This window comes from Pseudomonas sp. ML2-2023-6 (genome assembly GCF_037055265.1).
Classification (GTDB): Bacteria; Pseudomonadota; Gammaproteobacteria; order Pseudomonadales; family Pseudomonadaceae; genus Aquipseudomonas; species Aquipseudomonas kulmbachensis.
Genome location: NZ_CP146347.1, coordinates 619257 through 641430, shown reverse-complemented (window position 1 = coordinate 641430; position 22174 = coordinate 619257). Strand labels below are relative to the sequence as shown.

Below are 22174 nucleotides of genomic sequence, written 5' to 3'. Positions count from 1 at the left end.
AGCGTCTACCTCTGGTCTGTGAAACTGACAGTTTTGGTTATTCGTCTAACCTATAGTTTTGATATCTGAAATGAAGGAGGAACACAGATGCTCGCGCAACTTCCGCCGGCCTTACAGAAACTTCAACTTCCATTACGGCTAAGGCTGTGGGACGGACACGAGTTCAACTTTGGCCCGACACCCAGCGTCACTATCGTGGTCAAGGATCCGACCTTGGTGGCTGAGTTTACCCATCCCAGCCTTGACCTGTTGGGCAGCGCTTTTGTTGAGGGCCGACTTGAACTGGAAGGCTCAATCAACGAAGCCATTCGCGTATGCGATGAACTGAGCCAGGCGCTGGTTGAAGATGAGGACAGCACGCCACCTCGCGTTCATCACGACAAAGCGACCGACGCCGAGTCCATTTCTTATCACTACGATCTGTCCAACGACTTCTATCAGTTGTGGCTCGACCATGACATGGCTTACTCCTGTGGTTATTTTGAAACCGGGGAGGAGAGCCTGGATGAAGCGCAGCAAGCCAAGTTCCGTCTGCTGTGTCGCAAACTGCGACTAAAACCCGGCGAGTATTTACTGGATGTCGGCTGTGGCTGGGGTGGGCTGGCGCGTTTTGCAGCACGGGAATTTGGGGTCAAGGTGTTCGGAATTACCTTGAGCAAGGAGCAACTCAAACTTGCTCGCGAACGGGTCAAGGCTGAAGGTCTGCAAGACAAGGTTGATCTTCAACTGCTCGATTATCGCGATCTGCCGCAAGATGGCCGGTTCGACAAAATCGTCAGTGTCGGAATGTTCGAACACGTGGGGCACGCTAACCTGCGCGAGTATTGCGAAATTCTGTCCAGGGCTGTGCGCGACGGCGGTCTGGTGATGAACCACGGGATTACCTCCAAGCACACCGATGGACGTCAGGTTGGCCGGGGAGCAGGCGAGTTTATCGATCGCTATGTGTTCCCCAATGGTGAGTTGCCGCATCTGTCGATGATGACTGCCGAGATCAGTGAGGCCGGACTGGAAGTGGTCGATGTCGAAAGCTTGCGCCTGCATTACGCGCGCACGCTGGAGCATTGGAGCCAGCGTCTGGAGCACAAGCTGGAAGCTGCTGCCAAGCAAGTGCCGGAGCAAGCCTTGCGCATTTGGCGACTGTACCTGGCGGGTTGTGCATACGCCTTCGCCCATGGGTGGATCAACATTGATCAGATACTGGCAACCAAGCCCCATGCCGATGGCTCGTTGGAGCTGCCACCGACCAGGGCCGACATTTATCGCTGAGCGTGGGTTGCCCACGTGATGGGCTCCGGGTCTTTTTCCAGGTTTTTGTCCTGGACGAAAGTCCCATCCTGAACCCCGATGTTTTGATCAATCCAGGCCAGGGCTTTTTGCTCGAATGTTTGTGAGCCTTTATTGAAGACAAGATCGTGGCGGGCAACGTTGCCTGACCAATCCGGTGAGGGGAGAGAGATGTAGCTGATGCGGTATTGCTCGTCAGTGAAGTCTCCCTCCACCACATACACGCCGTAATGGTTCTCGCCAGGGGAAATGATTTTGTAGAGGCCGTTGTCGTAGTAATAGAGCACAGCTTCTTCGAAGGGCTTTTCGCTGTACATTTTTTTGTAGTGCAGCCGGTGGCTGTAAGTCGGTTGCCCGACCTCCACGTTAATCAAAGGAGGGGTGGGAGCAGTGGCAGGCGCTTGAGCTGGAGCAAGGGGACTGATGCTGAAGAGCAATCCCATAAGCGAGAACTTCATTATTTTTATTCCTTACGCTGAGCGGCCGGTTTGTTCCGGGTCGCTCAGTTTAAGGAAACTAGTTTGACTGTTTGGGCAGTACCAACCGATTCAGACCCTTCCTACAACAAGTTTTGACCATACCTATAAAACCGGCGAAACCAGTCGCGCCACTCGCATGCCCAGTTGCTGCAAGCGGTGAGTGGCCTTGATATCGGCTTCAGTAATTTCACGGGCCAAGGCGAAATCATCGAGCAGCATATGCTCGACTTCTCTGGCGAACGTTTCGTCGACGGTGAGCAGCATCACTTCGAAGTTCAGACGGAACGAGCGGTTGTCCATATTGGCGCTGCCAATGGCACTGATCTCGTCGTCAACCAACACTACTTTCTGATGCACAAAACCGGGTTGATAACGGAAGATCCGTACGCCTGCGCGTACCGCTTCGAAGGCATACAGGCTGGATGCAGCGTAAACAATTTTGTGGTCAGGACGGGACGGTATCAGGATGCGCACATCCACCCCGCGCAAAACGGCGAGCCTCAGTGCCGAGAACACAGCTTCATCGGGCACAAAGTAAGGGGTCGTAATCCATACCCTGTGGTTGGCGGCATGGATGGCCTCAACGAAAAACAGCGAGCAGGTTTCGTAAGGGTCAGCCGGACCGCTGGCCAGGAACTGGCAAAGTACGCCACCGTCCGGATAACTCTGCGGCAGGATCAGGGGTGGCAGTTTGCGTGCCGCCCAGAACCAGTCCTCGGCAAATGACTCTTGCAGACAGGCAACCACTGGCCCGGTGACCTCGACATGGGTATCGCGCCACGGGGACAGCGGCGGTTTGGCACCCAGGTATTCATCGCCGACGTTGTGGCCGCCGACAAAACCTCTCACGCCATCGACCACCACCACTTTTCGATGGTTACGAAAGTTGACCTGGAAACGGCTGATCCAGCCGCCACGGGTGGCAAACGCGTAGGTTTGCACACCACCTGCGCGCAGCGTTTCTGCATAACTGCCGGGCAGGGAGTGGCTGCCAATGCTGTCATACAACAGGTGAACCGCGACTCCTTGCGCAGCTTTCTCCAGGAGCAGTGCGTGCAGTTTCATGCCCAAGTCATCGTTGTGGACGATGAAAAACTGAACCAGTACCACCTCTTTCGCGGCGCGAATGGCGTCGAAGATCGCGTCGAACGTGGCTGTGCCATTGATCAGCAAACGCACCGAGTTGTTTGCCAGGCAAGGCATGCGCCCCAGTCTCGGCATCGCCCGCAACGAGGCATAGGCTTTTGAGTTGCGTGCAGCCAAGGCCTCCTCTACCCAGGGTCGCCAGCTCAGGTGGGTGATCGCCTCTCGCATCTCCTGATTGGCATCGCGTCGAGCGCGGATGTAATCGTCAAAAGTGCTACGGCCAAAGATCAGGTACGGGATCAATGTGAGGTAAGGAATGAAGAACAGCGACATGGCCCATGCAATCGAACCCTGCGCCGTCCTTACGGTTAGCACCGCATGTACGGCGGCAATCAAACCTAAGCTGTGGATCAATAAAATCAGATAACCAAATACGTGCGGGCCTAGATAATCCATGCGTATCCTTGCTCCTCAATGTCCAATGCCAAGTATTAACAGACCACGTTCTGTTATGAATGTCTCTATTTGGTTGCGGGTGCAACACTCGCTGACTTTCGACGTCTAACGCTGACAATTGCGTAGGAGTTACTTGATGAATCTTCGTCTGCTTGGGCTGTTCATGGCCTGTGGTTTGTCGATCCCGGTGGCCCAGGCCCAAATGTTGCAACCGGGGCTTTGGGAACTGAGCTCCAGCAATATGCAGGTAGATGGCCAACAGTTGCCTGAACTACAGGTAATGTTAGGTCAGCTACAGAACATGCTTACCCCGGAACAAAAAGCCCAACTGGAGAGCCAGGGGCTGACCATGGCGGGTAAAGGTGTGCGGGTGTGCCTGACACCCGAACAAGTAAAATCAGACAACATTCCGCTGACGGACCCCAAGTCCGGATGCAACCAGCAGATCACTGAGCGTAGTGGAAATCAGTGGAAGTTTCGCTTTAGTTGCCCAAAAGCCCAGGGCGCAGGTGTGGCTACATTTGCCAGTGATCGTGAGTTCACCACCCAAGTGAATGGCACCTTCAATGCGACCGGGATTCAGCAGAAGGGCAGCATGGATACCCGAGCTGTCTGGTTGGGACAAAACTGTGGAACAGTCAAACCGCGCACCTGATCAAAATTCGTTTTGCAGCGCTTTATAGCCGCGCACCAAATCGACATTGGTGCGCGCTACGTCCTCTGAAAATTCCGATGCACTGACACTGACTGGAGCGAACTGGCTGAGGTCGGTGTTTGGCCCGATGCGGGTTGTGGACGGGACATAGAAATTTGCTGGCAGGTCGCGGCCATCGACGACCGAGTTATGCCGCACCACGCAGCCGTCACCCAGCTCGCAATTGAACAGCACACTGTTGAAACCGATGAAGACACGATCGCCGACGAGGCATGGTCCGTGGACGATGGAGCGATGTGCTATCGAAGTGTTTTCACCGATAGTCACAGCCGCCCCTGACTTCGAGTGAATGACCACGCCGTCTTGAATGTTGGAATTGGCGCCAATAGTGATAGGGCGCATGCCGCCATCCTGGTCCACCTCATCAGCGCGGATAACGGCGTAAGGGCCGACGAAAACGTTCTCGCCAATGATCACCTTGCCGCAAATTATCGCGGTTCTATCGACGTAGGCCGACTCGGCTATGGTGGGTAAATCTCCGGAGGGATTCTTGCGGATCATTGCGCTCTCCAGTTCCAGCGGCTCTCGGCCACGGCGTCATGACTGTGCAAGCTTTCAGCATGAACCACTTTCAGGCTGAAGCCCTTCACCCCTTGAGCAACCTTCAACGCGACATTCAACCTCCGTGCAGCATCCTCACAGAACATCAAGTTCTGGCCATTGGCTAACGCGAAGGCTTGTTCGTCTGCGCGTTTTACAGCGGTTTGTACCGCGGTCGCCAAAGCACTTTCAGCCTCATCGATCAGGGAATTGATCGGGAGATACCCCAGTTCTGTGTCGAGGCGGATTTGTAACGTAGCGGTACTTCTTTGGCTGTGTGGCGTCGCGACGATGCCTTGTGAGCTGCCAAGCCAGGTTAAAACTTCGGCGTGCTGCAACGGCTTATTGGCAAAGTCATTGACGAATTGTTGCTGGATTAATTGGCGAGCCAAGGCTGCCGAGCACGGGCAAGTTGATGAGTACTCCACCTCAACTTTTAGTTCCACGTGGAACATTCCGTTTTTCAGAGATGCATCGATGGTCACCGGGTAGCTCTTCCAACCACTCAAAGGGCTGACCAATGCGGGGCGCTTTAGGAGCAGGTGGGTATGAATACTCAGGTAGGCACAGATCGATAAATCATCATGGCTGTCGAGAAATCGCTGTAAAACTTTTTTCAAAAGTAGAGGGTTCAGCCCCTGCGACTCGATTACTTCTAGCGCTAGAAAAAGTCGTGACATGTGAATTCCACGTGCCTGTGCGTCATCCAGACTGACCCCAGCATCAACCTTGGCGGTGAGCTGCTGGCCGTCAATCACAATGGGCAGTGCAATGCCGCACATTCCGACCCATTCCAGCGGGACAACCTGGCGGGTGTTTTGTGAAGCAATGTCGGGAAGGGTAAGTGCATTCATAAAGAGCTTCCATCGAGGGAGTTGGCATTTTGTTACTTAATAACAATTCTAATCCTTTGTATTGTTATAATGTATCATTATCGACGACCTGAATTGGTCGCGCCAACAAGCGGGCGCTTTGACCTGCCAACCCTGATGAGGAATCTCCCATGCCTAAACGTTTGCCGGTGACTGTGCTGTCCGGATTTCTCGGTGCAGGAAAAAGCACCCTGCTTAATTATATTTTGCGTAACCGTGACAACTTGCGCGTGGCGGTGATCGTCAACGACATGAGCGAAATAAATATTGATGGAGGTGAGGTTCAGCGTGATGTGACCTTGAATCGCGCTGAAGAAAAACTCGTCGAAATGAGCAATGGCTGTATCTGCTGCACGCTGCGTGAAGACTTGCTGGAGGAGGTCAGTGCACTGGCAAGGGACGGTCGATTTGATTATTTATTGATCGAATCAACCGGTATTTCAGAGCCTCTACCGGTAGCAGAAACTTTCACTTTTCGTGACGAAGCGGGCCAGAGCCTGGCCGATATTGCCCGTCTGGACACCATGGTCACGGTAGTGGATGGCCTCAATTTCTTGCAGGATTATCAAGCCGCAGAGAGCCTGGATTCACGGGGTGAAACCCTTGGAGAATCTGACGAACGGTCGATTACCGATCTATTGATTGAGCAAATCGAATTCGCTGACGTCATTTTGATCAGCAAAATTGACCTTATCAGCAGCGCTGACCGCCAGGAATTAATCGCCATTTTGCAGCGCTTGAATGCTCAGGCCGAAGTAATTCCGATGGTGATGGGCGAAGTACCGCTGCATAAAATTCTGGATACCGGACGTTTTGACTTTGAGCGTGCGGCGCAAGCACCTGGCTGGTTGCAAGAGATACGCGGCGAGCATGTGCCGGAGACCGAAGAATATGGCATCGCCTCGAGCGCCTACCGCGCGCGTCGTCCTTTTCATCCCGAACGTTTTTTTAATTTTATCGAGCGTCCATGGACCAACGGCAAGCTGCTGCGCTCCAAAGGTTTTTTCTGGCTGGCCAGTAAATATCAGGAGGCGGGTAGCTGGTCTCAGGCGGGCGGGTTGATGCGCTATGGATTTGCCGGGCGTTGGTGGCGTTTTGTGCCCCACGACCAGTGGCCACAAGACGCGCAAACCAAGGCAGAAATTCTTCAAAAATGGCTGCCGGACACTGCTGATTGCCGTCAGGAACTGGTTTTTATTGGCCAGCACATCGATTTCTCCTTGCTCACGGATGAACTCGACGCCTGTTTGCTTACCGATGCAGAAATGGCACTGGGCGAAGCGGGCTGGAAACTGCTGAATGACCCCTTTGGCGAATGGTACGAAGAGGTGGCTGCATGATGAATGCCTATGCCCATACGGCTCGGCCAGTGATTCAGCAGGTTTGCGGAGAAACTCCGCAAATCATGACGAGAATTCTGGATGAAGACGTCAATCTGGCGATCTGGCAGCGTCAGTTACCTGTGCATATCGTCGATTTTGGGGCTTTATTGCTCTCGCTTGACGAGCCATTGGCTGACGCCATTGTGCTGGAAATGGCCGATGAGAAGGCTCAGCCCAACCTTCGTGGCCTGGCAGCCCGATTTAATGATCTGGAAGGCTACGCAGGCTTTATTGCGGATGTTTCCTGGCTAGTGAGTGCCTATGCGTGTCTGTTGGGCGCAAAACGTATTGGGCTGCGTCTCAGGGCCTTGGATAAGGCCATGTGCCCTCGGTTTCATGTGGATCACGTACCTGTGCGACTAATTACCACTTATGCAGGGATTGGTAGTCAGTGGCTGGAAGAAGGTGTGATGGATCGCCGTCAGTTAGGTCAGCCACAGGCCGAGCCAACCCAATCCGCGCTGATTCAGCAAGTTAATGCCGGAGAAGTAGCCTTGCTCAAAGGCGAGAAGTGGCAGGGCAACGAAGGTGCGGGCTTGATCCACCGCTCGCCGGCACTGGCACCAGGCGAGCGACGGCTGATTTTGACCCTCGATTGGCTGGCCTGAGGCATATTGCTTGCTTTGATTCTTACAGAAGCTGGCGCTCATGTTGCAGAACATACCCACCCACGTGATTGCCGGGCCACTCGGCGCCGGCAAAACCAGCCTGATTCAGCACCTGATGGCGCACAAACCTGCGCACGAACGCTGGGCGGTACTGGTCAATGAGTTCGGTCAAATAGGTCTGGATGCGGCCCTGATGAGCCAGGGGGATGATGCTATTGCCATTGCCGAAGTGGCAGGCGGTTGCGTGTGTTGCGTCAATGGCGCGCCATTTCAAATTGGCTTGAGCCGTCTATTACGCAAGGCTCGGCCCGACCGATTGTTTATTGAACCTTCCGGCTTGGGCCATCCCGCACAGATTTTAAAGCAGCTCAGTGGGGCTCCTTGGCTTGGTGTTTTGGCACTGCAGCCATGCGTTATGGTGCTTGATGCGCAAGCGCTGGCCCAAGGCAAACCCCTGCCTGAAACCCAGCGAGAGGCCTTGAAAAGCGCAGGTTTGCTGGTCATGAATAAATCTAATAGTGTCTCAAATGAGCAACGTGAGCAGATTGCATGCAGCCTGCCAAAGTGCCCTGTTCTATGGGTCGAGCATGGCCGGATCCCTTTAAATACGCTGCCTGCAGCCTATATGAATGTTATTCATGCTGTGGATAACTCATTGATTTATAAGGATTTTAATCAGGTTGGTAGCGTCTTTTCAGCCCCTCGAACGCCGATAGTCATGACTCAGCACCAGCCCGAAGGATGGAGTGTGGGATGGCGCTGGCATGCTTCCTGTCAATTTGATCTGAGCTTGTTGCAGCAGTGGCTTGAGAGCCTCAATTGGCGGCGTGCGAAGTTGGTTGTACAGGGTTCGGATGGCTGGTTTTCCAGTAATTCTGTGGATAACTCGCTCGCACAGTGGAAATCGAGCGAATGGCGCAAGGATTCACGCCTCGAATTAATTTTCGATCAGCCGCAAGACCTGGAGCTGCTCCGTTCGGGGCTGGATAACTGTCTTTGCAAGGAGGTTTTTTAAGAGGGGGATGCTGCGCAAGCAAGAAAACAGGGGGGTTTACCTGATTCTGTGCTGGTAAAATTGTCCTACAACATTAAGTGTGTGTATTAATTTCCTCGGCTAAAAACCTCAAGAAGTGTCTATCTCAAGGGTTTCAGCCTGTTTGTCAGAAAAGTTATCCACAGGTGTTTTTTAAGTCAGGTGTCACAGAAGGGTCAGTGGCGGGTCTTGCTGTGTTCCTGGCGCCATTGGCTGAGTTCAATCACCTGAGCGGTGGGAATTTCGCTCGGTGCGGGCTCGGTTTTGAAGGGGTAAGGCGGCAGTTCGATTTTTGCGCTATGTGCGCCGAACTGGGTGATGGTCCCGGTATGGCGCTGATCGCCCGTCACGGTGAATTCAAAGTTATACACACGGGCCAAGCGTTTATTACCGTTGGCATCGGGGATCAGGCCGATTTTCTTGAGCGCAACGTTTTCATCCAGCAGCTCGATATCGAGATTTTTGCAGTGCTGTTTGACTCGCTCCAGCGCCCGCTCGCGTAAACCGTGGTTATGCCATAGCCAGGCAGCGCCAGTGGCCAGCAGCATCAGCACAAACATATTTCCAAGGGTCAGCATTACATGTGCTCCAACAGATTGTGCTCAGCTTAACTGCGTGTTCAACCTGTCGTACAGGCCGCGTTTCGTCGCATACTGCGTGGCTTGAATCCACCCGTAGTCTGGAATCCGGCATGAAACGTACACCTCATTTACTCGCCATCCAATCCCACGTGGTTTTCGGCCATGCCGGCAACAGCGCAGCTGTTTTTCCCATGCAGCGCGTCGGGGTAAATGTCTGGCCTTTGAACACGGTGCAGTTCTCCAACCACACTCAGTATGGTCAGTGGGCAGGCGAAGTGTTGGCTCCTGCGCAAATTCCTTCGCTGATCGATGCAATTGCCGCCATCGGCGAGTTGGGAAACTGTGATGCGGTCTTGTCCGGCTATTTGGGCAGTGCGGCTCAGGGCCGGGCTATTTTGAGCGGGGTGGCGCGCATTAAAGCGGTCAATCCCAATGCGCTGTACCTGTGTGACCCTGTAATGGGCCACCCGGAGAAAGGTTGTATCGTCCCTCAGGAGGTCAGTGATTTCCTGCTGGACGAAGCCGTCGCAATGGCGGACTTCCTGTGCCCCAATCAGCTGGAACTGGACAGCTTCTGCGGGCGCCATCCGCAATCGCTGTTCGACTGCCTGGCGATGGCCCGCAGCTTATTGGCCCGCGGCCCGAAAGCGGTGCTGGTGAAGCATTTGTCTTATCCCGGTAAACCGGCAGAAAGTTTCGAGATGCTGCTGGTCACGGCTGAGGGGAGCTGGCACTTGCGCCGCCCGCTGTTGGCCTTCCCGCGCCAGCCAGTGGGTGTAGGTGATCTGACATCAGGTTTGTTTTTAGCGCGAGTGTTGTTGGGTGACAGCCTGGTAGCTGCATTTGAATTCACCGCGGCGGCGGTACACGAGGTATTGCTGGAAACTCAGGCCTGTACCAGCTACGAATTGCAGCTGGTCCGGGCTCAGGACCGCATCGCTCATCCGCGTGTGCGGTTTGAGGCAGTGCCGATCAGTTTGTAAGCAAACCTGTATTTTTTGTGGGAGCGAGCCTGCTCGCGAACGACCTTCGCGAGCAGGCTCGCTCCCACGGGTTAATTATCCGTAGCGGTTACACCGTTTCGTCTTTCAGTTCGCGATAACGCAGCTCCAGTTCCTGACGGATCTGGCGACGTTGCTTGCCCTGAATAAAGCGGCGTCGGTCTTCGCTGTTCAACGGCTGCAACGGCGGAACGGCCGCCGGCTTACGGTTGTCGTCCACGGCTACCATCGTGAAGAAACAGCTGTTGGTATGGCGTACCGAGCGTTCACGAATATTTTCAGTGACGACTTTGATTCCAACTTCCATCGAGGTATTGCCGGTGTAGTTGACCGACGCCAGGAAGGTCACCAGCTCTCCGACATGAATCGGCTCGCGAAAAATCACCTGGTCTACCGACAAGGTGACCACATAGCGACCCGCATAGCGGCTGGCGCAGGCGTAGGCGACTTCATCGAGGTACTTGAGCAGGGTTCCGCCGTGAACATTGCCAGAAAAATTGGCCATGTCCGGGGTCATCAAGACCGTCATCGACAGTTGGGCGTTTCCGGGTTCCATAGCAGCAGGCTCGTGGTTGTGTTGCAGCAGTGAAATGGGTATCTCTGTGGATACTTGTCGATTTTTGAAACAGTTATTAACGGGACGCTGCCGTTTTGACTGCCGTCACGCTCATATCCATCTGTTTCCATATATTGCACCGCCTTTCTGCCGGAAGTCGCGGTGTTAACCTGCAAAAGCCCGTTAGTCGGGTAATTCCTACATTTAAAACAGTTGATACACACCGCCTAACAAGCGGCGTCTGTCGTCTTGTTGTCTGGTGAACATTAAACAAGGAGTACCACGCCATGCATGCCATCAGTTTTATTCAGGATCTGGCAGTCATCATGCTGGTCGCTGGTGTGGTGACGATACTTTTCCACAGGTTCAAGCAGCCGGTGGTGCTGGGTTATATCGTCGCGGGTTTTATTATTGGCCCGCACACCCCGCCATTTGGCCTGATCCACGATGAAGAAACGATTAAAACCTTGGCTGAGCTGGGGGTGATTTTTCTGATGTTTTGCCTGGGCCTGGAATTCAGCCTGCGCAAGCTGTTCAAGGTCGGGGCCACGGCTTTTATCGCAGCGTTTATGGAAATTACGCTGATGATCTGGATCGGCTACGAAATTGGCCGCTGGTTCGATTGGAACACCATGGATTCGCTGTTTTTGGGCGCAATTCTGGCCATTTCGTCGACCACGATCATCGTCAAGGCACTTAACGACCTGAAGATGAAGAACGAGCGCTTCGCACAGCTGATTTTTGGTGTGCTGATCGTTGAAGATATTTTGGGTATCGGCATTATTGCCCTGCTGTCGAGTATCGCTGTCAGCGGCAGTGTCAGCCCCGAAGAGGTTTTTTCGACGGTCGGTAAATTATCGTTGTTCATGATTGTGGCGCTGGTCATCGGTATTTTGCTGGTGCCGCGGGTGCTGGCGTACGTAGCCAAATTCGAAAGCAATGAAATGCTGCTGATCACTGTGCTTGGGCTGTGTTTTGGCTTCTGCCTGCTGGTGGTCAAACTTGAATACAGCATGGTTCTGGGTGCGTTTTTGATCGGTGCGATCATGGCCGAGTCGCGGCAGTTACTGAAAATTGAGCGCCTGATTGAGCCTGTACGTGATCTGTTCAGCGCGATTTTCTTTGTCGCTATCGGGCTGATGCTGGACCCGGCCATCCTGCTGGAATATGCGCTGCCAATTGTGGTGATTACCGTCGCGGTAGTGCTTGGCAAGATGCTTTCCTGCGGGCTGGGAGCGTTTATCGCAGGCAATGACGGGCGCACTTCGTTGCGGGTCGGGATGGGGCTGTCTCAGATCGGGGAGTTTTCTTTCATCATCGCGGCGCTGGGTATGACATTACAGGTCACCAGCAGCTTCCTGTACCCCGTAGCGGTGGCTGTATCCGTATTGACCACCCTGATGACGCCTTACCTGATTCGCGCCGCAGACCCGCTCTCGCTCAAGCTGGCACAGGTAGTCCCTGATCGCCTGTCACGGGTCTTCGGGTTATATGGCGAATGGTTGCGTAACATTCAGCCACAGGGCGAAGGGGCGTTATTGGCGGCCATCATCCGAAAAATCTTGATGCAGGTTGGCGTCAATCTGGCTTTGGTTATCGCTATTTTCTTTGCGGGTGGGTATTTCGCCCCTCGGATCAGTCGTTATCTACAGGGCTGGATTCTGGAGCCTAGCTGGCAAAAAGGGATGATTTGGGGGGCTGCCTTGCTGCTGTCGCTACCATTCCTGATCGCGGCCTATCGCAAGCTCAAGGCACTGTCGATGCTCCTGGCCGAGATGGGGGTCAAGCCGGAAATGGCTGGGCGCCACACGCAGCGCGTGCGCCGAGTGATCTCTGAAGTGATTCCGATTCTGTCGTTGCTGGTGATTTTTCTGCTGTTGTCGGCATTGTCGGCGAGCATCTTGCCCACCAATGAATTGCTGGTGGTAATCGCAGTAGTGGCGGCGGGGGTGGCGGCGGTGTTGTGGCGCTGGTTTATCCGGATTCATACGCGCATGCAAGTTGCACTGCTGGAGACGCTGGATAATCACAAGGAGGCGGGGCATTGATAGCCCGCTGACCAATGGCTGGAAAGCGGGCGAGAGGTATCAGCTTTCCAGCCAGACGTCGCGCGCCCAGTGCCAGACCGATTCCCACGTTTCTTCGGTGACGAGTTCTTCTTCGCCGGACCACAGCACCACGGTGCCGTCTTCTTCGACGCAGTAGTAGTCGTCGCCGTCCTGGCAAATAGGGATCAAGCTGCGCTCAACGCCGGCATCCCAGGCGTTGGCCGCTACTTCCGGCAGGTAGGTGTGCGATTGCGGATCGGTCACGGTGACCGGCTCCAGGCTGCCATACACCACGTCACTGACGGTCAGCAGAAACTCTCTGAAGACAAACGGGATATCAATGAACAGCTGTTCTTCGATTTCCACCAACTGGTCTTCTTCAGGCAGCTCCAAAGGAACTGGTACAGGCTCGTTTTTTTCGCGTAGCTCTTCGATGATCTCTTCCACGACCTCAATCCTCATGCTCTATGGCGCGGTTTATATGACGCGCTTTATACAGTAGCTCGTTATAAGTGCAATCGTGAAATGCAAAGCCCCGGACAAGTCCGGGGCTTTGGTTAACGCATGTGTTGCTCTCGGGATCAGCCGTTCTGGCGGATACCTGCAACCAGCCAAGGCTGGTTGTCACCTTGCTGACGTTCCATGTTCCAGCTTTCGCTGAAGGCTTCGCCCTGGTCAAAGCGCGAGTTTTTCGACACGCCGCTGAAGGTCAGGGTTGCGATGGTTTTGTCTGCGCGATCATCCAGGCCGTCCAGTTGTACGGTCAGGTTGTCGATGTAGGTGGACTGGAAGCCATCACCCAGCTCAGCGCGTTCACGCTTGAGGAAGTCGAGCATCTGCGGTGTTACGAACTCGGCAATCTTGTCCATTTCGTTGGCATCCCAATGCTGTTGCAGGGATTGGAAATGGTTGCGCGCAGCTTCAAGGAAGTTTTGTTCGTTGAACCAGGCCGGAGCATTGATCACCGGACGGGCTGCAGGTGCCGCCGAGCCACCACCGAAAATCGATGCGGTCGCTGGCTTGGCGTCGAAGCTTTCACGCTGCATTGGCGCGTGACCAGCTGGGGCCATCATGTCAGCTTGTTGCTTGCGACGACGGGCAGCAATGAAGCGGAAGATCAGGAAGGCGATGACCGCCATGATCAGAATGTCGAAGAACTGCATGCCCTGGAAGCCACCGCCCATGAACATGGACGCCAGCAGGCCGCCGGCTGCGAGGCCAGCCAGAGGGCCGAGCCAGCGCGAAGCACCACCGGCTTTAGCGGCTGCGCCTGCAGCACCGGCAGCCGCAGGGGCTGCGGCTGGAGCCGCCTGACGCGTTTGGTGGGTCGGTGCCGCACCAGCGCTTTTGCCGCCGCCGAAGCGCTTGGCGTTCGCGTCGAGGCTCATCGTCAAGCCGATGCACAACGCCATGGCGATGCTAAGAAAACGTTTCATAAGGGGTTCCCATTTGTGGATATCACGCGCGCCATGTTGCACAGGTGAGTTGTGACTGGCTAGCGGTGAAGTGTTTCGGGCTTTTGCCTGTTTTGCTGTAGGACTTGGATTTGTTTGGGGTAGGAGGCTCGCTCCCACAGGGAGCTGCCCCACCTTATCCCCAAAAAGCTGTCGGGTTGCTGTCAGACCGCTTCAAGTTTGGCGTAGCCCATCATCAGCCACTTGCTGCCTTCCGAGAAGTTGACCTGGACTCGCGCCTGCGCGCCCGCACCCTCGAAATTGAGGATAACGCCTTCACCGAAGACAGCGTGCTTGACCATCTGGCCGAGTTTGAATTCGGTTTCCGGAATCTCCGACCCCCCAAACAGGCTGCTGGCGCTCTGCTTTTGACCGCCGCCGAAAGGACGACTGACACTATTGGACAGTCGAACTTCCTGGATCAGGCCTTTTGGCACTTCGCGAACGAAGCGCGAAACCTTGTTGTAGGTTTCGCTGCCGTACAGGCGTCGGGTTTCGGCGTAAGTCATGACCAGATTTTGCATTGCACGGGTAATGCCCACGTAAGCCAGGCGCCGCTCCTCTTCAAGGCGGCCGGGTTCTTCCAGGCTCATCTTGTGCGGGAACAAACCTTCTTCCATGCCGACCAGGAACACATACGGGAACTCCAGGCCCTTGGCGCTGTGCAGCGTCATCAGCTGAATACCGTCTTCATGCTCTTCGGCCTGGGTATCGCCTGCTTCCAGTGAGGCGTGACCAAGGAAGGCGGCCAATGGCGACAGTTCTTCGTCTTCGTCATTGTTTTCGAAGTTGCGCGCCGCGCTGACCAGTTCCTCAAGGTTTTCTACCCGAGCCTGGCCTTTTTCACCTTTTTCCGCCTGATGGTAGGCAATCAGCCCACTTTGCTCGATCACGGTTTGGGTCATCAGATGCAGTGGCATATCCATGACTTTTGCCGCGAGGTTTTCGATCAGCTCGATAAAACCGGCAATGGCGCCTGAAGCACGACCCGGCAGGGCTTTATTGGCGATCAGCTGGCGCATCGCTTCCCACATCGACACATCGCTGTGACGTGCGTGATCGCGAATGGCTTCGACAGTTTTTTCGCCGATACCACGGGCCGGTACGTTAATGACCCGCTCCAGTGCAGCATCGTTGCCACGACCTTCGAGCAGGCGCATGTAAGCCATGGCATTTTTGATTTCAGCGCGTTCGAAGAAGCGCTGGCCACCATAAATACGGTACGGGATGCGCTCGCGCAGCAGGGCTTCTTCAAGCACTCGCGACTGGGCGTTGGAACGGTACAAAATAGCGATGTCGCTGTGGGCCAGCCCGGTTTTTAGCGCGCTCTCGATGGTCTCGACCACGTAGCGTGCTTCGTCGTGTTCGTTGAATGCGGCGTACAGGTTAATGGCTTCGCCTTCACCGCCGTCGGTCCACAGCTCTTTGCCCATGCGCCCGGTGTTGTTGGCAATCAGGGCATTGGCTGCCTTGAGGATACCTGCCGTGGAGCGATAGTTTTGCTCCAGGCGAATGGTTTCGGCGTCCGGGAAGTCGGTCGAATACTGATAAATATTCTCGATTTTCGCGCCGCGCCAGCCGTAGATCGACTGGTCGTCATCGCCCACCACCATCAGGCTGTCGCCACCCTGGGCCAGCAGTCGCAGCCAGGCATATTGAACGGCGTTGGTGTCCTGGAATTCGTCCACCAGAATGTGCCGGAAGCGTTTCTGGTAATGCGCCAGCAAGCCGGGATTGTCGCGCCACAGATCAAGGGCGCGCAGCAGCAGCTCGGAAAAGTCGATGACACCTGCGCGTTGGCACGCGACCTCGTAGGCCTCGTAAATGTTGCGCATGGTGGCCAGGAACAAGTCACCGCTGGCCTGGATGTGTTTGGGACGCAGGCCTTCGTCTTTTTGGCCGTTGATAAACCACTGCGCCTGACGCACTGGCCAGCGTTGTTCATCGAGCCCCAGTTCGCGGATCACGCGCTTGACCAAGCGTTGCTGGTCATCGCTGTCGAGAATCTGGAAGGTCTGGCTCAGCCCGGCTTCCTGCCAGTGAGCCCGCAACAGGCGGTGCGCCAGGCCGTGGAAGGTGCCAACCCACATGCCGGCCGGGTTGATACCCATCAGCTGTTCGATGCGATGGCGCATCTCGGCGGCGGCCTTGTTGGTGAATGTCACCGACAGGACTGAATGTGGTGACGCGTTCTCGACCTGGATCAACCAGGCGATACGGTGCACCAGCACACGGGTTTTGCCGGAACCTGCGCCGGCCAGAACCAACTGACGCCCCACACTGGCCGTGACGGCCTGACGTTGGGCATCGTTGAGAGAATTTAACAAGAGAGAGAGATCATCGCGCATCGGGGCATTTTAGGGGCTGTTGGCGTTTCATTGCTAGCCGCGTAGCGGTCTTGGGCCGAGTGGTCAAAAAGGCTGCACGTACGGCACAAGGGGCGCGGGTAAATTTACCCTGCCGGTTTCAGCTATTTAATGGCACCTGTGCGTTTGGTCGCAGGCGCAGCTTGTGTATGCTCGGACGACTTTTTGGCTCATCTACTGATAAGAATTTTGCCGATGGTTCAGAGTTTAAATTCGCCGGGTAATTTTTACGGCATAGGGTTCGGGTTGCTTGTGCTAGTGGGTGTTCTGGGTTGGCAAGTCAAACGGATCAATCAGCGCCGTGAAGTGCGCCGTCTACGCCGTAAGGGCTTATTCGACGACTTGCAGCAAGCCAAAGTGCGCTCCGAGCAACTGAACACCGAGCTTGCGCAGGCAGTGGAACAACGTCGTCTGGTTGAAGCGCGGGTGCATCACCTTACCCACTTCGATGAGCTGACCGGTCTGGCCAATCGTCTCTTGTTCAAGGAACGTCTGGAGGAGGCCAATCAACGTGTGCGCCAAGGCTCGTGCAACCTGACGTTGCTGCACATCAACCTTGATCGCTTCAAACTGCTCAATGACAACCTTGGGCACGAGATGGCGGATCATGTGCTGCAAAAAATGGCTGAACGCATCACCAAGGCTCTGCCTGAGGCCGACACCATTGCGCGATTATCGGGCGATGAATTTGCTGTGCTGTTTGATGCATATAACAGCCTGACCAGTCTGGCGCGGGTAGCGACACGGCTATTGGGTAAACTCGGCCGGCCGTTGGTGGTGGACGGCCATGAGTTGATTATCAGTGTTTCCATCGGCATCAGCCTGTTGCCCGGCAGCGCACGTGACATTGCCACACTGGTTCATCAGGCCAACAAAGCCATGCAGTTGGCCAAGCACCTGGGGGGTGGCACTTTTCAGTTCTACAGTCACAGCCTGCAACACAGCACTCTTGAACGTTTGCAGTTGGAGAACCAACTGCGCAAAGCCATTGCCGAGCGTCAGCTCAACGTTTTCTATCAACCCAAGTTATGTCTGGCGACGGGGCGTCTGCACGCGGCTGAAGCCTTGGTGCGTTGGGACCATCCGCTATTGGGCAGCGTGCCGCCGAGCGAATTTATTACCTTGGCCGAAGAGACTGGCCTGATCAGCGCCATCGGTGAATTTGTGCTTCGCGAAGCCTGTCGGCAAGCCTGCGAATGGCAGTGCGCAGGGCTGGCGCCAATACGGGTATCAGTGAACCTTTCGGGGCATCAACTACGGCAGGGCAAGCTGGTCAGCTTGGTGCGCCAGGTACTCGAAGAAACCGGGCTGGCGCCGCAATATCTGGAGCTGGAACTGACGGAAAGCCAGTTGCTCGACAATGTTGAATACGTGATCACGACCTTCCAGCAGCTTCATGAGTTAGGGGTGAGGTTGGCGATAGATGATTTTGGCACCGGTTTTTCATCGTTCAGTTACCTCAAGCGTTTTGCTGTGGACTACGTGAAAATCGACAAGACATTTATTTACGGCCTGGGGCGTAGCAGCGAAGACGAGGCTATCACCACCGCGATTATCTCCATGGCCCACAGCCTGGACCTGAAAGTGGTCGCCGAAGGTGTTGAAAACGAGGCGCAGCTGGCATTTCTCAAGGCTCGCCAGTGTGACGAAGTGCAGGGTTACTTGATCAGCCATCCAGTCAACGCTGTGGAGTTGGGTGACTTATTGCGGACCGGTGTAGTTATTTTGTAGTGTCAAAAAGGGCTACACAGCCCCGAAGCTGCTTGATTTAAGGGCGAGAGCGGGAGCCGAGATCGCGTATTGGGTGGGCAGAAAGCGAATTCTTGTAGTATAACTACAAGATTGCTACATCCCCGGCGCCCGCCGCTTACAGACCGAGTCTTGCCCTTTGAACCTGCTGCAACATATTGCCCAGTCACGCCACCTGTTACGTAAATCGGAACTCAAGGTCGCCGATCACGTGCTGCTTGATCCTGCGGCTGTAATGCACAGTTCAATGGCGGACCTTGCCCATAGCGTTGGTATCAGTGAACCGACCATCGTACGTTTTTGCCGGGCGATAGGCTGTTCCGGTTTCCAGGACTTGAAGCTCAAGCTGGCGCAAAGCCTGGCAGCAGGTGCCAGTTTTGGTCAGTTCGCGATCCATGAAGATGATTCGGTTGCGGACTACAGCCTGAAAATTTTCGACACCACGCTGCACACCCTGATGGACGTGCGCGAGAAGCTTGACCCGGTCGCGCTGCAGCGTGCGGTGACGGCCATGTCGCAAGCGCAACGGGTCGAATTTTATGGTTTTGGCGCCTCGGGTGCAGTGGCGGCGGATGCGCAGCACAAATTTTTCCGCCTGTTGCTGACAGCCGCCGCGTACTCGGATCCACATATGCAAGCGATGTCGGCTGTGACATTGAAGCCTACCGACGTGGCGATCTGCATCTCCCAGTCGGGCCGTTCCAAAGACTTGCTGATCACTGCCAATCTGGTGCGTGAAAGCGGTGCGACCCTGATTACTCTGTGTCCGAGCCAAACGCCATTGGCGGAGCTGGCGACCGTCAATCTGGCGATCGATGTGCACGAAGACACCGAAATCTACACCCCGCTGACCTCGCGTATCGCCCACCTGGTGGTGATTGACGTGTTGGCGATGGGCGTTGCCATGGCCCGTGGCCCGAGCCTGGTCAACCACCTCAAGAGCGTCAAGCGCAGCCTACGCAGCTTGCGTCTGTCGCCTAAATCGCTGAAAAACCACGACGACTGAGCTCCCACAAACGATTTCAGGTTAGAGGCAATGCCTGTGGGAGCCGGGCTTGCCCGCGATAGCATCACCGTGGTCATTCAGAGATACCGAGTTGCCGGCATCGCGAGCAAGCCCGCTCCCACAGGGTATGTAGATACCTCCAGGGTTCATTCCCCTGTCATCCCTTCTTCACCAAGTCGTCATAAACAAAGGGCATCTTGAAACTCCCGTACACGCCTTGGGAGACTCGAAATGGCTCAGCCTTACGAAGAACGCAATAGCGCCGTCAAAACCCGCCGCCAGCAAGAAGACCAGCGCCGCATGGCCTTCCGTCGTGCGATTGAAGACCATACGAGCCAGCGCCAACTGCGCCTGGAAACCTCTGATTACCCGGATCTGGGCTCGATCAATTACTGGCAGGCTACGTCGGCAAGTGACCGTCGAAGCGTTCAACCAGCGCGCTGATTTGCAGGCGCTCAGTGCGTATAAACCCCAGAAATGCATGCGCCACCGGTGACAGGCGCTTGGCCTTGGCCTGTACCACGCACCAGCTGCGATACAGCGGCAACTCTTCGACCGGCAGCTCGCGCAACAGGCCGGTCGCCAGCTCCAGGCTGACGGCGTGACGTGTTAACAACGCCACGCCCAACCCGGCCACTGCACATTCGCGCTGCGACTCGTTAGACGACACTTCCAGGGTTTGGCTGAAGTGCACGCGCTTTTCTTTGAAATACTCCTCACATGCCATGCGCGTGCCCGAACCTTGCTCGCGCATCAGCAACGTATACGGTTCAAGATCCTGCAAGTGCAGCGGGCCACGGTTGCACAGCGGATGGTCTGTCGGTGCGACGGCAACGATTGGATTATTCAGAAACGGCAGAAATTCCAGGCCCATGTCCTGCGGCACCATCGACATGATCACCAGGTCGTCGCGGTTATCTGACAGTCGACGAACGGCTTGTGCTCGATTGACCACCGTAAGCTGCAAGTTGACTTCCGGGTGCTGGCGCTTGAAGGCCGCAAACAGATGCGGGACGAAATATTTCGCACTCGACTCAACTGCCAATTTCAACTGGCCTTGCAGCGACCCGAGCATGTCCGAGAGCTGCATATCGAGGTTTTCCAGGCGTCCGAAAATATCTCGACTGGCTAACTGAAGCGCTTCAGCGGCCTCGGTCATGTACAGCTTTTTGCCGACATAATCGAATAAAGGCTGCCCAATCAGCTCTTCTAGCTGTCGAATTTGTAGGCTAACGGCAGGCTGCGTGAGAGACATTTCCTCAGCAGCACGGCTGTAAGAGCGTAAATCGCACACTTCGTTGAACACTTGAAGTTGTCGAAAAGTTATACGCATCAATGACTTACGCATTTTTTATTAATTATCCAGGTCGGCAAGTGGATCAACTATAAGTTGTTGCTTATGCACAACCCAAGAATTATTGATTTTTGTTTATCGCTGCGTGGGTCTAGTGTGACGACACAACGGTTCAGACACATTTGGACACGTGCCGACCTGGTCTAGCAGGTCGTTTGTTCCATAGGCTTTAGGGAAAATCCAAGTGATAAAAAAGATCCTGATCGCCAACCGCGGAGAAATTGCCGTCCGCATCGTGCGTGCCTGCGCCGAGATGGGTATTCGTTCTGTGGCGGTCTACTCCGAAGCGGATCGCCATGCGTTGCACGTCAAGCGCGCTGATGAAGCCCACAGCATTGGCGAAGACCCGCTGGCCGGTTACTTGAACCCGCGCAAGCTGGTGAACCTGGCTGTTGAAACCGGTTGTGATGCTCTGCATCCCGGTTACGGTTTTCTGTCAGAAAACGCCGAACTGGCTGATATCTGCGCCGAGCGTGGAATCAAGTTCATCGGTCCGTCCGCTGAAGTCATCCGCCGTATGGGCGACAAGACCGAAGCGCGTCGCAGCATGATCAAGGCCGGTGTGCCGGTCACGCCGGGTACTGAAGGCAACGTTGCCGATATCCATGAAGCGTTGCTCGAAGGTGAGCGCATTGGCTATCCGGTCATGCTCAAAGCCACCTCGGGTGGTGGCGGTCGCGGGATTCGTCGCTGCAACAGCCGTGAAGAACTGGAACAAGCCTTCCCTCGAGTAATCTCTGAAGCGACCAAAGCCTTTGGTTCGGCAGAAGTGTTCCTCGAAAAATGCATCGTTAACCCCAAGCACATCGAAGCGCAGATCCTCGGTGACAGCTTTGGTAACGTGGTGCACCTGTTTGAACGCGACTGCTCGATCCAGCGTCGCAACCAGAAGCTTATCGAAATTGCCCCAAGCCCTCAGTTGACCCCGGAACAGCGTGCCTATATCGGCGACCTGTCTGTGCGCGCAGCCAAGGCCGTGGGTTACGAGAACGCCGGTACTGTGGAGTTCCTGCTCGCCGAGGGCGAGGTGTACTTCATGGAGATGAACACCCGGGTGCAGGTGGAACACACCATCACCGAAGAAATCACCGGCATCGATATTGTTCGTGAACAAATTCGCATCGCCTCCGGCCTGCCATTGTCGATCAAGCAAGAAGACATTCAGCACCGTGGCTTTGCCCTGCAATTTCGGATCAACGCTGAAGACCCGAAAAACAACTTCCTGCCCAGCTTCGGCAAGATCACCCGTTACTACGCGCCCGGTGGTCCAGGCGTGCGTACCGACACGGCGATCTACACCGGCTACACCATCCCACCGTATTACGACTCCATGTGTCTGAAACTGGTGGTGTGGGCCCTGACCTGGGAAGAAGCGATGGACCGTGGTTTGCGCGCCCTCGACGACATGCGTCTGCAAGGGGTCAAAACCACCGCCGCGTATTACCAGGAAATCCTGCGTAACCCGGAATTCCGTAGTGGCCAGTTCAATACCAGCTTCGTAGAAAGCCATCCAGAACTGACCAACTACTCGATCAAGCGCAAACCCGAAGAGCTGGCCCTGGCCATCGCTGCTGCCATCGCCGCCCACGCAGGCCTGTGAG

General features: G+C 55.2%; 20 protein-coding genes and 1 pseudogene. 11 read left to right on the top strand and 10 right to left on the bottom strand.

The features are described from left to right. Nucleotides 1-87: 87 nt before the first annotated feature. A complete protein-coding gene (gene cfaB / locus V6L79_RS02855) occupies nt 88-1269 on the top strand; it encodes a C17 cyclopropane fatty acid synthase CfaB (RefSeq protein WP_261740311.1) in 1182 nt (393 codons plus the stop codon). Here cfaB and V6L79_RS02850 read toward each other — a convergent pair. Further along, the gene (locus V6L79_RS02850; RefSeq protein ID WP_338579784.1) at nt 1260-1745 is read right to left on the bottom strand and encodes a hypothetical protein; all 486 of its coding nucleotides are present in this window, start codon (nt 1743-1745) and stop codon (nt 1260-1262) included. The two genes, cfaB and V6L79_RS02850, sit on opposite strands and share 10 nt — an antisense overlap. A gap of 123 nt (nt 1746-1868) precedes the next feature. Then, complete coding sequence (gene cls / locus V6L79_RS02845) at nt 1869-3308, bottom strand: cardiolipin synthase (protein WP_261740309.1); 1440 nt, start codon at nt 3306-3308, stop codon at nt 1869-1871. A 136-nt stretch (nt 3309-3444) separates the two neighbouring features. Between cls and V6L79_RS02840 the strand changes: the two genes are divergently transcribed. Then, the gene (locus tag V6L79_RS02840) at nt 3445-3963 is read left to right on the top strand and encodes a DUF3617 domain-containing protein (protein WP_261740308.1); all 519 of its coding nucleotides are present in this window, start codon (nt 3445-3447) and stop codon (nt 3961-3963) included. On the opposite strand, the gene V6L79_RS02835 is transcribed toward V6L79_RS02840, so the two are convergent. Both V6L79_RS02835 and folE2 read right to left on the bottom strand, forming a co-directional pair. Further along, nucleotides 3964-4524: a DapH/DapD/GlmU-related protein gene (locus tag V6L79_RS02835; RefSeq protein WP_261740307.1), complete on the bottom strand. Its 561-nt coding sequence runs from the start codon at nt 4522-4524 to the stop codon at nt 3964-3966. Further along, a complete protein-coding gene (gene folE2, locus V6L79_RS02830; protein ID WP_321835141.1) occupies nt 4521-5417 on the bottom strand; it encodes a GTP cyclohydrolase FolE2 in 897 nt (298 codons plus the stop codon). The genes V6L79_RS02835 and folE2 overlap by 4 nt, the downstream gene beginning before the upstream one ends. A gap of 149 nt (nt 5418-5566) precedes the next feature. On the opposite strand from folE2, the gene zigA reads away from it, so the two are divergent. Genes zigA through V6L79_RS02815 form a run of 3 tightly spaced genes read left to right on the top strand, consistent with a single transcriptional unit; the run spans nt 5567 to nt 8440 of the window. Continuing rightward, nucleotides 5567-6775, top strand: coding sequence for a zinc metallochaperone GTPase ZigA (gene zigA / locus V6L79_RS02825; RefSeq protein WP_321838209.1), 1209 nt, complete (start codon nt 5567-5569; stop codon nt 6773-6775). Next, nucleotides 6775-7425 carry a DUF1826 domain-containing protein gene (locus tag V6L79_RS02820; RefSeq protein WP_395247068.1) on the top strand — a complete coding sequence of 217 codons (651 nt, stop codon included), beginning with the start codon at nt 6775-6777 and terminating at the stop codon, nt 7423-7425. The genes zigA and V6L79_RS02820 overlap by 1 nt, the downstream gene beginning before the upstream one ends. 40 nt (nt 7426-7465) lie before the next feature. After that, nucleotides 7466-8440 (top strand): CobW family GTP-binding protein, encoded by a 975-nt coding sequence (locus tag V6L79_RS02815; RefSeq protein WP_338579782.1) that lies wholly within the window; start codon nt 7466-7468, stop codon nt 8438-8440. A 194-nt stretch (nt 8441-8634) separates the two neighbouring features. Here V6L79_RS02815 and V6L79_RS02810 read toward each other — a convergent pair whose 3' ends face one another. After that, a complete protein-coding gene (locus V6L79_RS02810; RefSeq protein WP_261740302.1) occupies nt 8635-9036 on the bottom strand; it encodes a DUF3301 domain-containing protein in 402 nt (133 codons plus the stop codon). A gap of 113 nt (nt 9037-9149) precedes the next feature. On the opposite strand from V6L79_RS02810, the gene pdxY reads away from it, so the two are divergent. After that, nucleotides 9150-10022 (top strand): pyridoxal kinase PdxY, encoded by an 873-nt coding sequence (gene pdxY, locus V6L79_RS02805; RefSeq protein ID WP_261740301.1) that lies wholly within the window; start codon nt 9150-9152, stop codon nt 10020-10022. Between the two features lie 88 nt (nt 10023-10110). On the opposite strand, the gene V6L79_RS02800 is transcribed toward pdxY, so the two are convergent. Then, the gene (locus tag V6L79_RS02800) at nt 10111-10596 is read right to left on the bottom strand and encodes an acyl-CoA thioesterase (RefSeq protein WP_261740300.1); all 486 of its coding nucleotides are present in this window, start codon (nt 10594-10596) and stop codon (nt 10111-10113) included. 287 nt (nt 10597-10883) lie between these two features. Here V6L79_RS02800 and V6L79_RS02795 point away from each other — a divergent pair, with 287 nt between their 5' ends. Continuing rightward, on the top strand, nt 10884-12644 hold the full coding sequence (locus V6L79_RS02795; protein ID WP_261740299.1) for a cation:proton antiporter: 1761 nt from the start codon (nt 10884-10886) through the stop codon (nt 12642-12644). A gap of 39 nt (nt 12645-12683) precedes the next feature. Here the strand turns inward: V6L79_RS02795 and V6L79_RS02790 are convergent, their stop codons facing one another. From V6L79_RS02790 to uvrD, 3 genes are all read right to left on the bottom strand, one after another. Beyond that, on the bottom strand, nt 12684-13091 hold the full coding sequence (locus tag V6L79_RS02790) for an SMI1/KNR4 family protein (RefSeq protein WP_338579781.1): 408 nt from the start codon (nt 13089-13091) through the stop codon (nt 12684-12686). 134 nt (nt 13092-13225) lie between these two features. After that, entirely contained in the window at nt 13226-14080 is an 855-nt protein-coding gene (locus V6L79_RS02785) for a Tim44 domain-containing protein (RefSeq protein WP_261740298.1), read from the bottom strand. A gap of 182 nt (nt 14081-14262) precedes the next feature. Continuing rightward, on the bottom strand, nt 14263-16446 hold the full coding sequence (gene uvrD / locus V6L79_RS02780) for a DNA helicase II (RefSeq protein ID WP_261740297.1): 2184 nt from the start codon (nt 16444-16446) through the stop codon (nt 14263-14265). Nucleotides 16447-16869: 423 nt separating this feature from the next. On the opposite strand from uvrD, the pseudogene V6L79_RS02775 reads away from it, so the two are divergent. The 3 genes and pseudogenes from V6L79_RS02775 to V6L79_RS02765 all read left to right on the top strand — a co-directional run. After that, nucleotides 16870-18195 (top strand): annotated as a pseudogene (locus V6L79_RS02775) (putative bifunctional diguanylate cyclase/phosphodiesterase); the annotation flags it as partial. Nucleotides 18196-18352: 157 nt separating this feature from the next. Further along, nucleotides 18353-19219 carry a transcriptional regulator HexR gene (hexR, locus tag V6L79_RS02770; protein ID WP_048362251.1) on the top strand — a complete coding sequence of 289 codons (867 nt, stop codon included), beginning with the start codon at nt 18353-18355 and terminating at the stop codon, nt 19217-19219. 231 nt (nt 19220-19450) lie between these two features. Continuing rightward, nucleotides 19451-19663, top strand: coding sequence for a PA3496 family putative envelope integrity protein (locus V6L79_RS02765; RefSeq protein ID WP_261740295.1), 213 nt, complete (start codon nt 19451-19453; stop codon nt 19661-19663). Here V6L79_RS02765 and V6L79_RS02760 read toward each other — a convergent pair. Further along, nucleotides 19620-20567, bottom strand: coding sequence for a LysR family transcriptional regulator (locus V6L79_RS02760; RefSeq protein ID WP_315968132.1), 948 nt, complete (start codon nt 20565-20567; stop codon nt 19620-19622). The two genes, V6L79_RS02765 and V6L79_RS02760, sit on opposite strands and share 44 nt — an antisense overlap. A 190-nt stretch (nt 20568-20757) precedes the next feature. On the opposite strand from V6L79_RS02760, the gene V6L79_RS02755 reads away from it, so the two are divergent. Further along, the gene (locus V6L79_RS02755) at nt 20758-22173 is read left to right on the top strand and encodes an acetyl-CoA carboxylase biotin carboxylase subunit (RefSeq protein WP_019826929.1); all 1416 of its coding nucleotides are present in this window, start codon (nt 20758-20760) and stop codon (nt 22171-22173) included. The last annotated feature ends 1 nt before the right edge of the window (nt 22174 follow it).

Bases quoted from the DNA above. Each gene is read 5' to 3' on its own strand.
- cfaB (WP_261740311.1), top strand. From the start codon at position 88: ATGCTCGCGCAACTTCCGCCGGCCTTACAGAAACTTCAACTTCCATTA.
- V6L79_RS02850 (WP_338579784.1), bottom strand. From the start codon at position 1,745: ATGAAGTTCTCGCTTATGGGATTGCTCTTCAGCATCAGTCCCCTTGCT.
- cls (WP_261740309.1), bottom strand. From the start codon at position 3,308: ATGGATTATCTAGGCCCGCACGTATTTGGTTATCTGATTTTATTGATC.
- V6L79_RS02840 (WP_261740308.1), top strand. From the start codon at position 3,445: ATGAATCTTCGTCTGCTTGGGCTGTTCATGGCCTGTGGTTTGTCGATC.
- V6L79_RS02835 (WP_261740307.1), bottom strand. From the start codon at position 4,524: ATGATCCGCAAGAATCCCTCCGGAGATTTACCCACCATAGCCGAGTCG.
- folE2 (WP_321835141.1), bottom strand. From the start codon at position 5,417: ATGAATGCACTTACCCTTCCCGACATTGCTTCACAAAACACCCGCCAG.
- zigA (WP_321838209.1), top strand. From the start codon at position 5,567: ATGCCTAAACGTTTGCCGGTGACTGTGCTGTCCGGATTTCTCGGTGCA.
- V6L79_RS02820 (WP_395247068.1), top strand. From the start codon at position 6,775: ATGAATGCCTATGCCCATACGGCTCGGCCAGTGATTCAGCAGGTTTGC.
- V6L79_RS02815 (WP_338579782.1), top strand. From the start codon at position 7,466: ATGTTGCAGAACATACCCACCCACGTGATTGCCGGGCCACTCGGCGCC.
- V6L79_RS02810 (WP_261740302.1), bottom strand. From the start codon at position 9,036: ATGCTGACCCTTGGAAATATGTTTGTGCTGATGCTGCTGGCCACTGGC.
- pdxY (WP_261740301.1), top strand. From the start codon at position 9,150: ATGAAACGTACACCTCATTTACTCGCCATCCAATCCCACGTGGTTTTC.
- V6L79_RS02800 (WP_261740300.1), bottom strand. From the start codon at position 10,596: ATGGAACCCGGAAACGCCCAACTGTCGATGACGGTCTTGATGACCCCG.
- V6L79_RS02795 (WP_261740299.1), top strand. From the start codon at position 10,884: ATGCATGCCATCAGTTTTATTCAGGATCTGGCAGTCATCATGCTGGTC.
- V6L79_RS02785 (WP_261740298.1), bottom strand. From the start codon at position 14,080: ATGAAACGTTTTCTTAGCATCGCCATGGCGTTGTGCATCGGCTTGACG.
- uvrD (WP_261740297.1), bottom strand. From the start codon at position 16,446: ATGCGCGATGATCTCTCTCTCTTGTTAAATTCTCTCAACGATGCCCAA.
- V6L79_RS02765 (WP_261740295.1), top strand. From the start codon at position 19,451: ATGGCTCAGCCTTACGAAGAACGCAATAGCGCCGTCAAAACCCGCCGC.
- V6L79_RS02760 (WP_315968132.1), bottom strand. From the start codon at position 20,567: ATGCGTAAGTCATTGATGCGTATAACTTTTCGACAACTTCAAGTGTTC.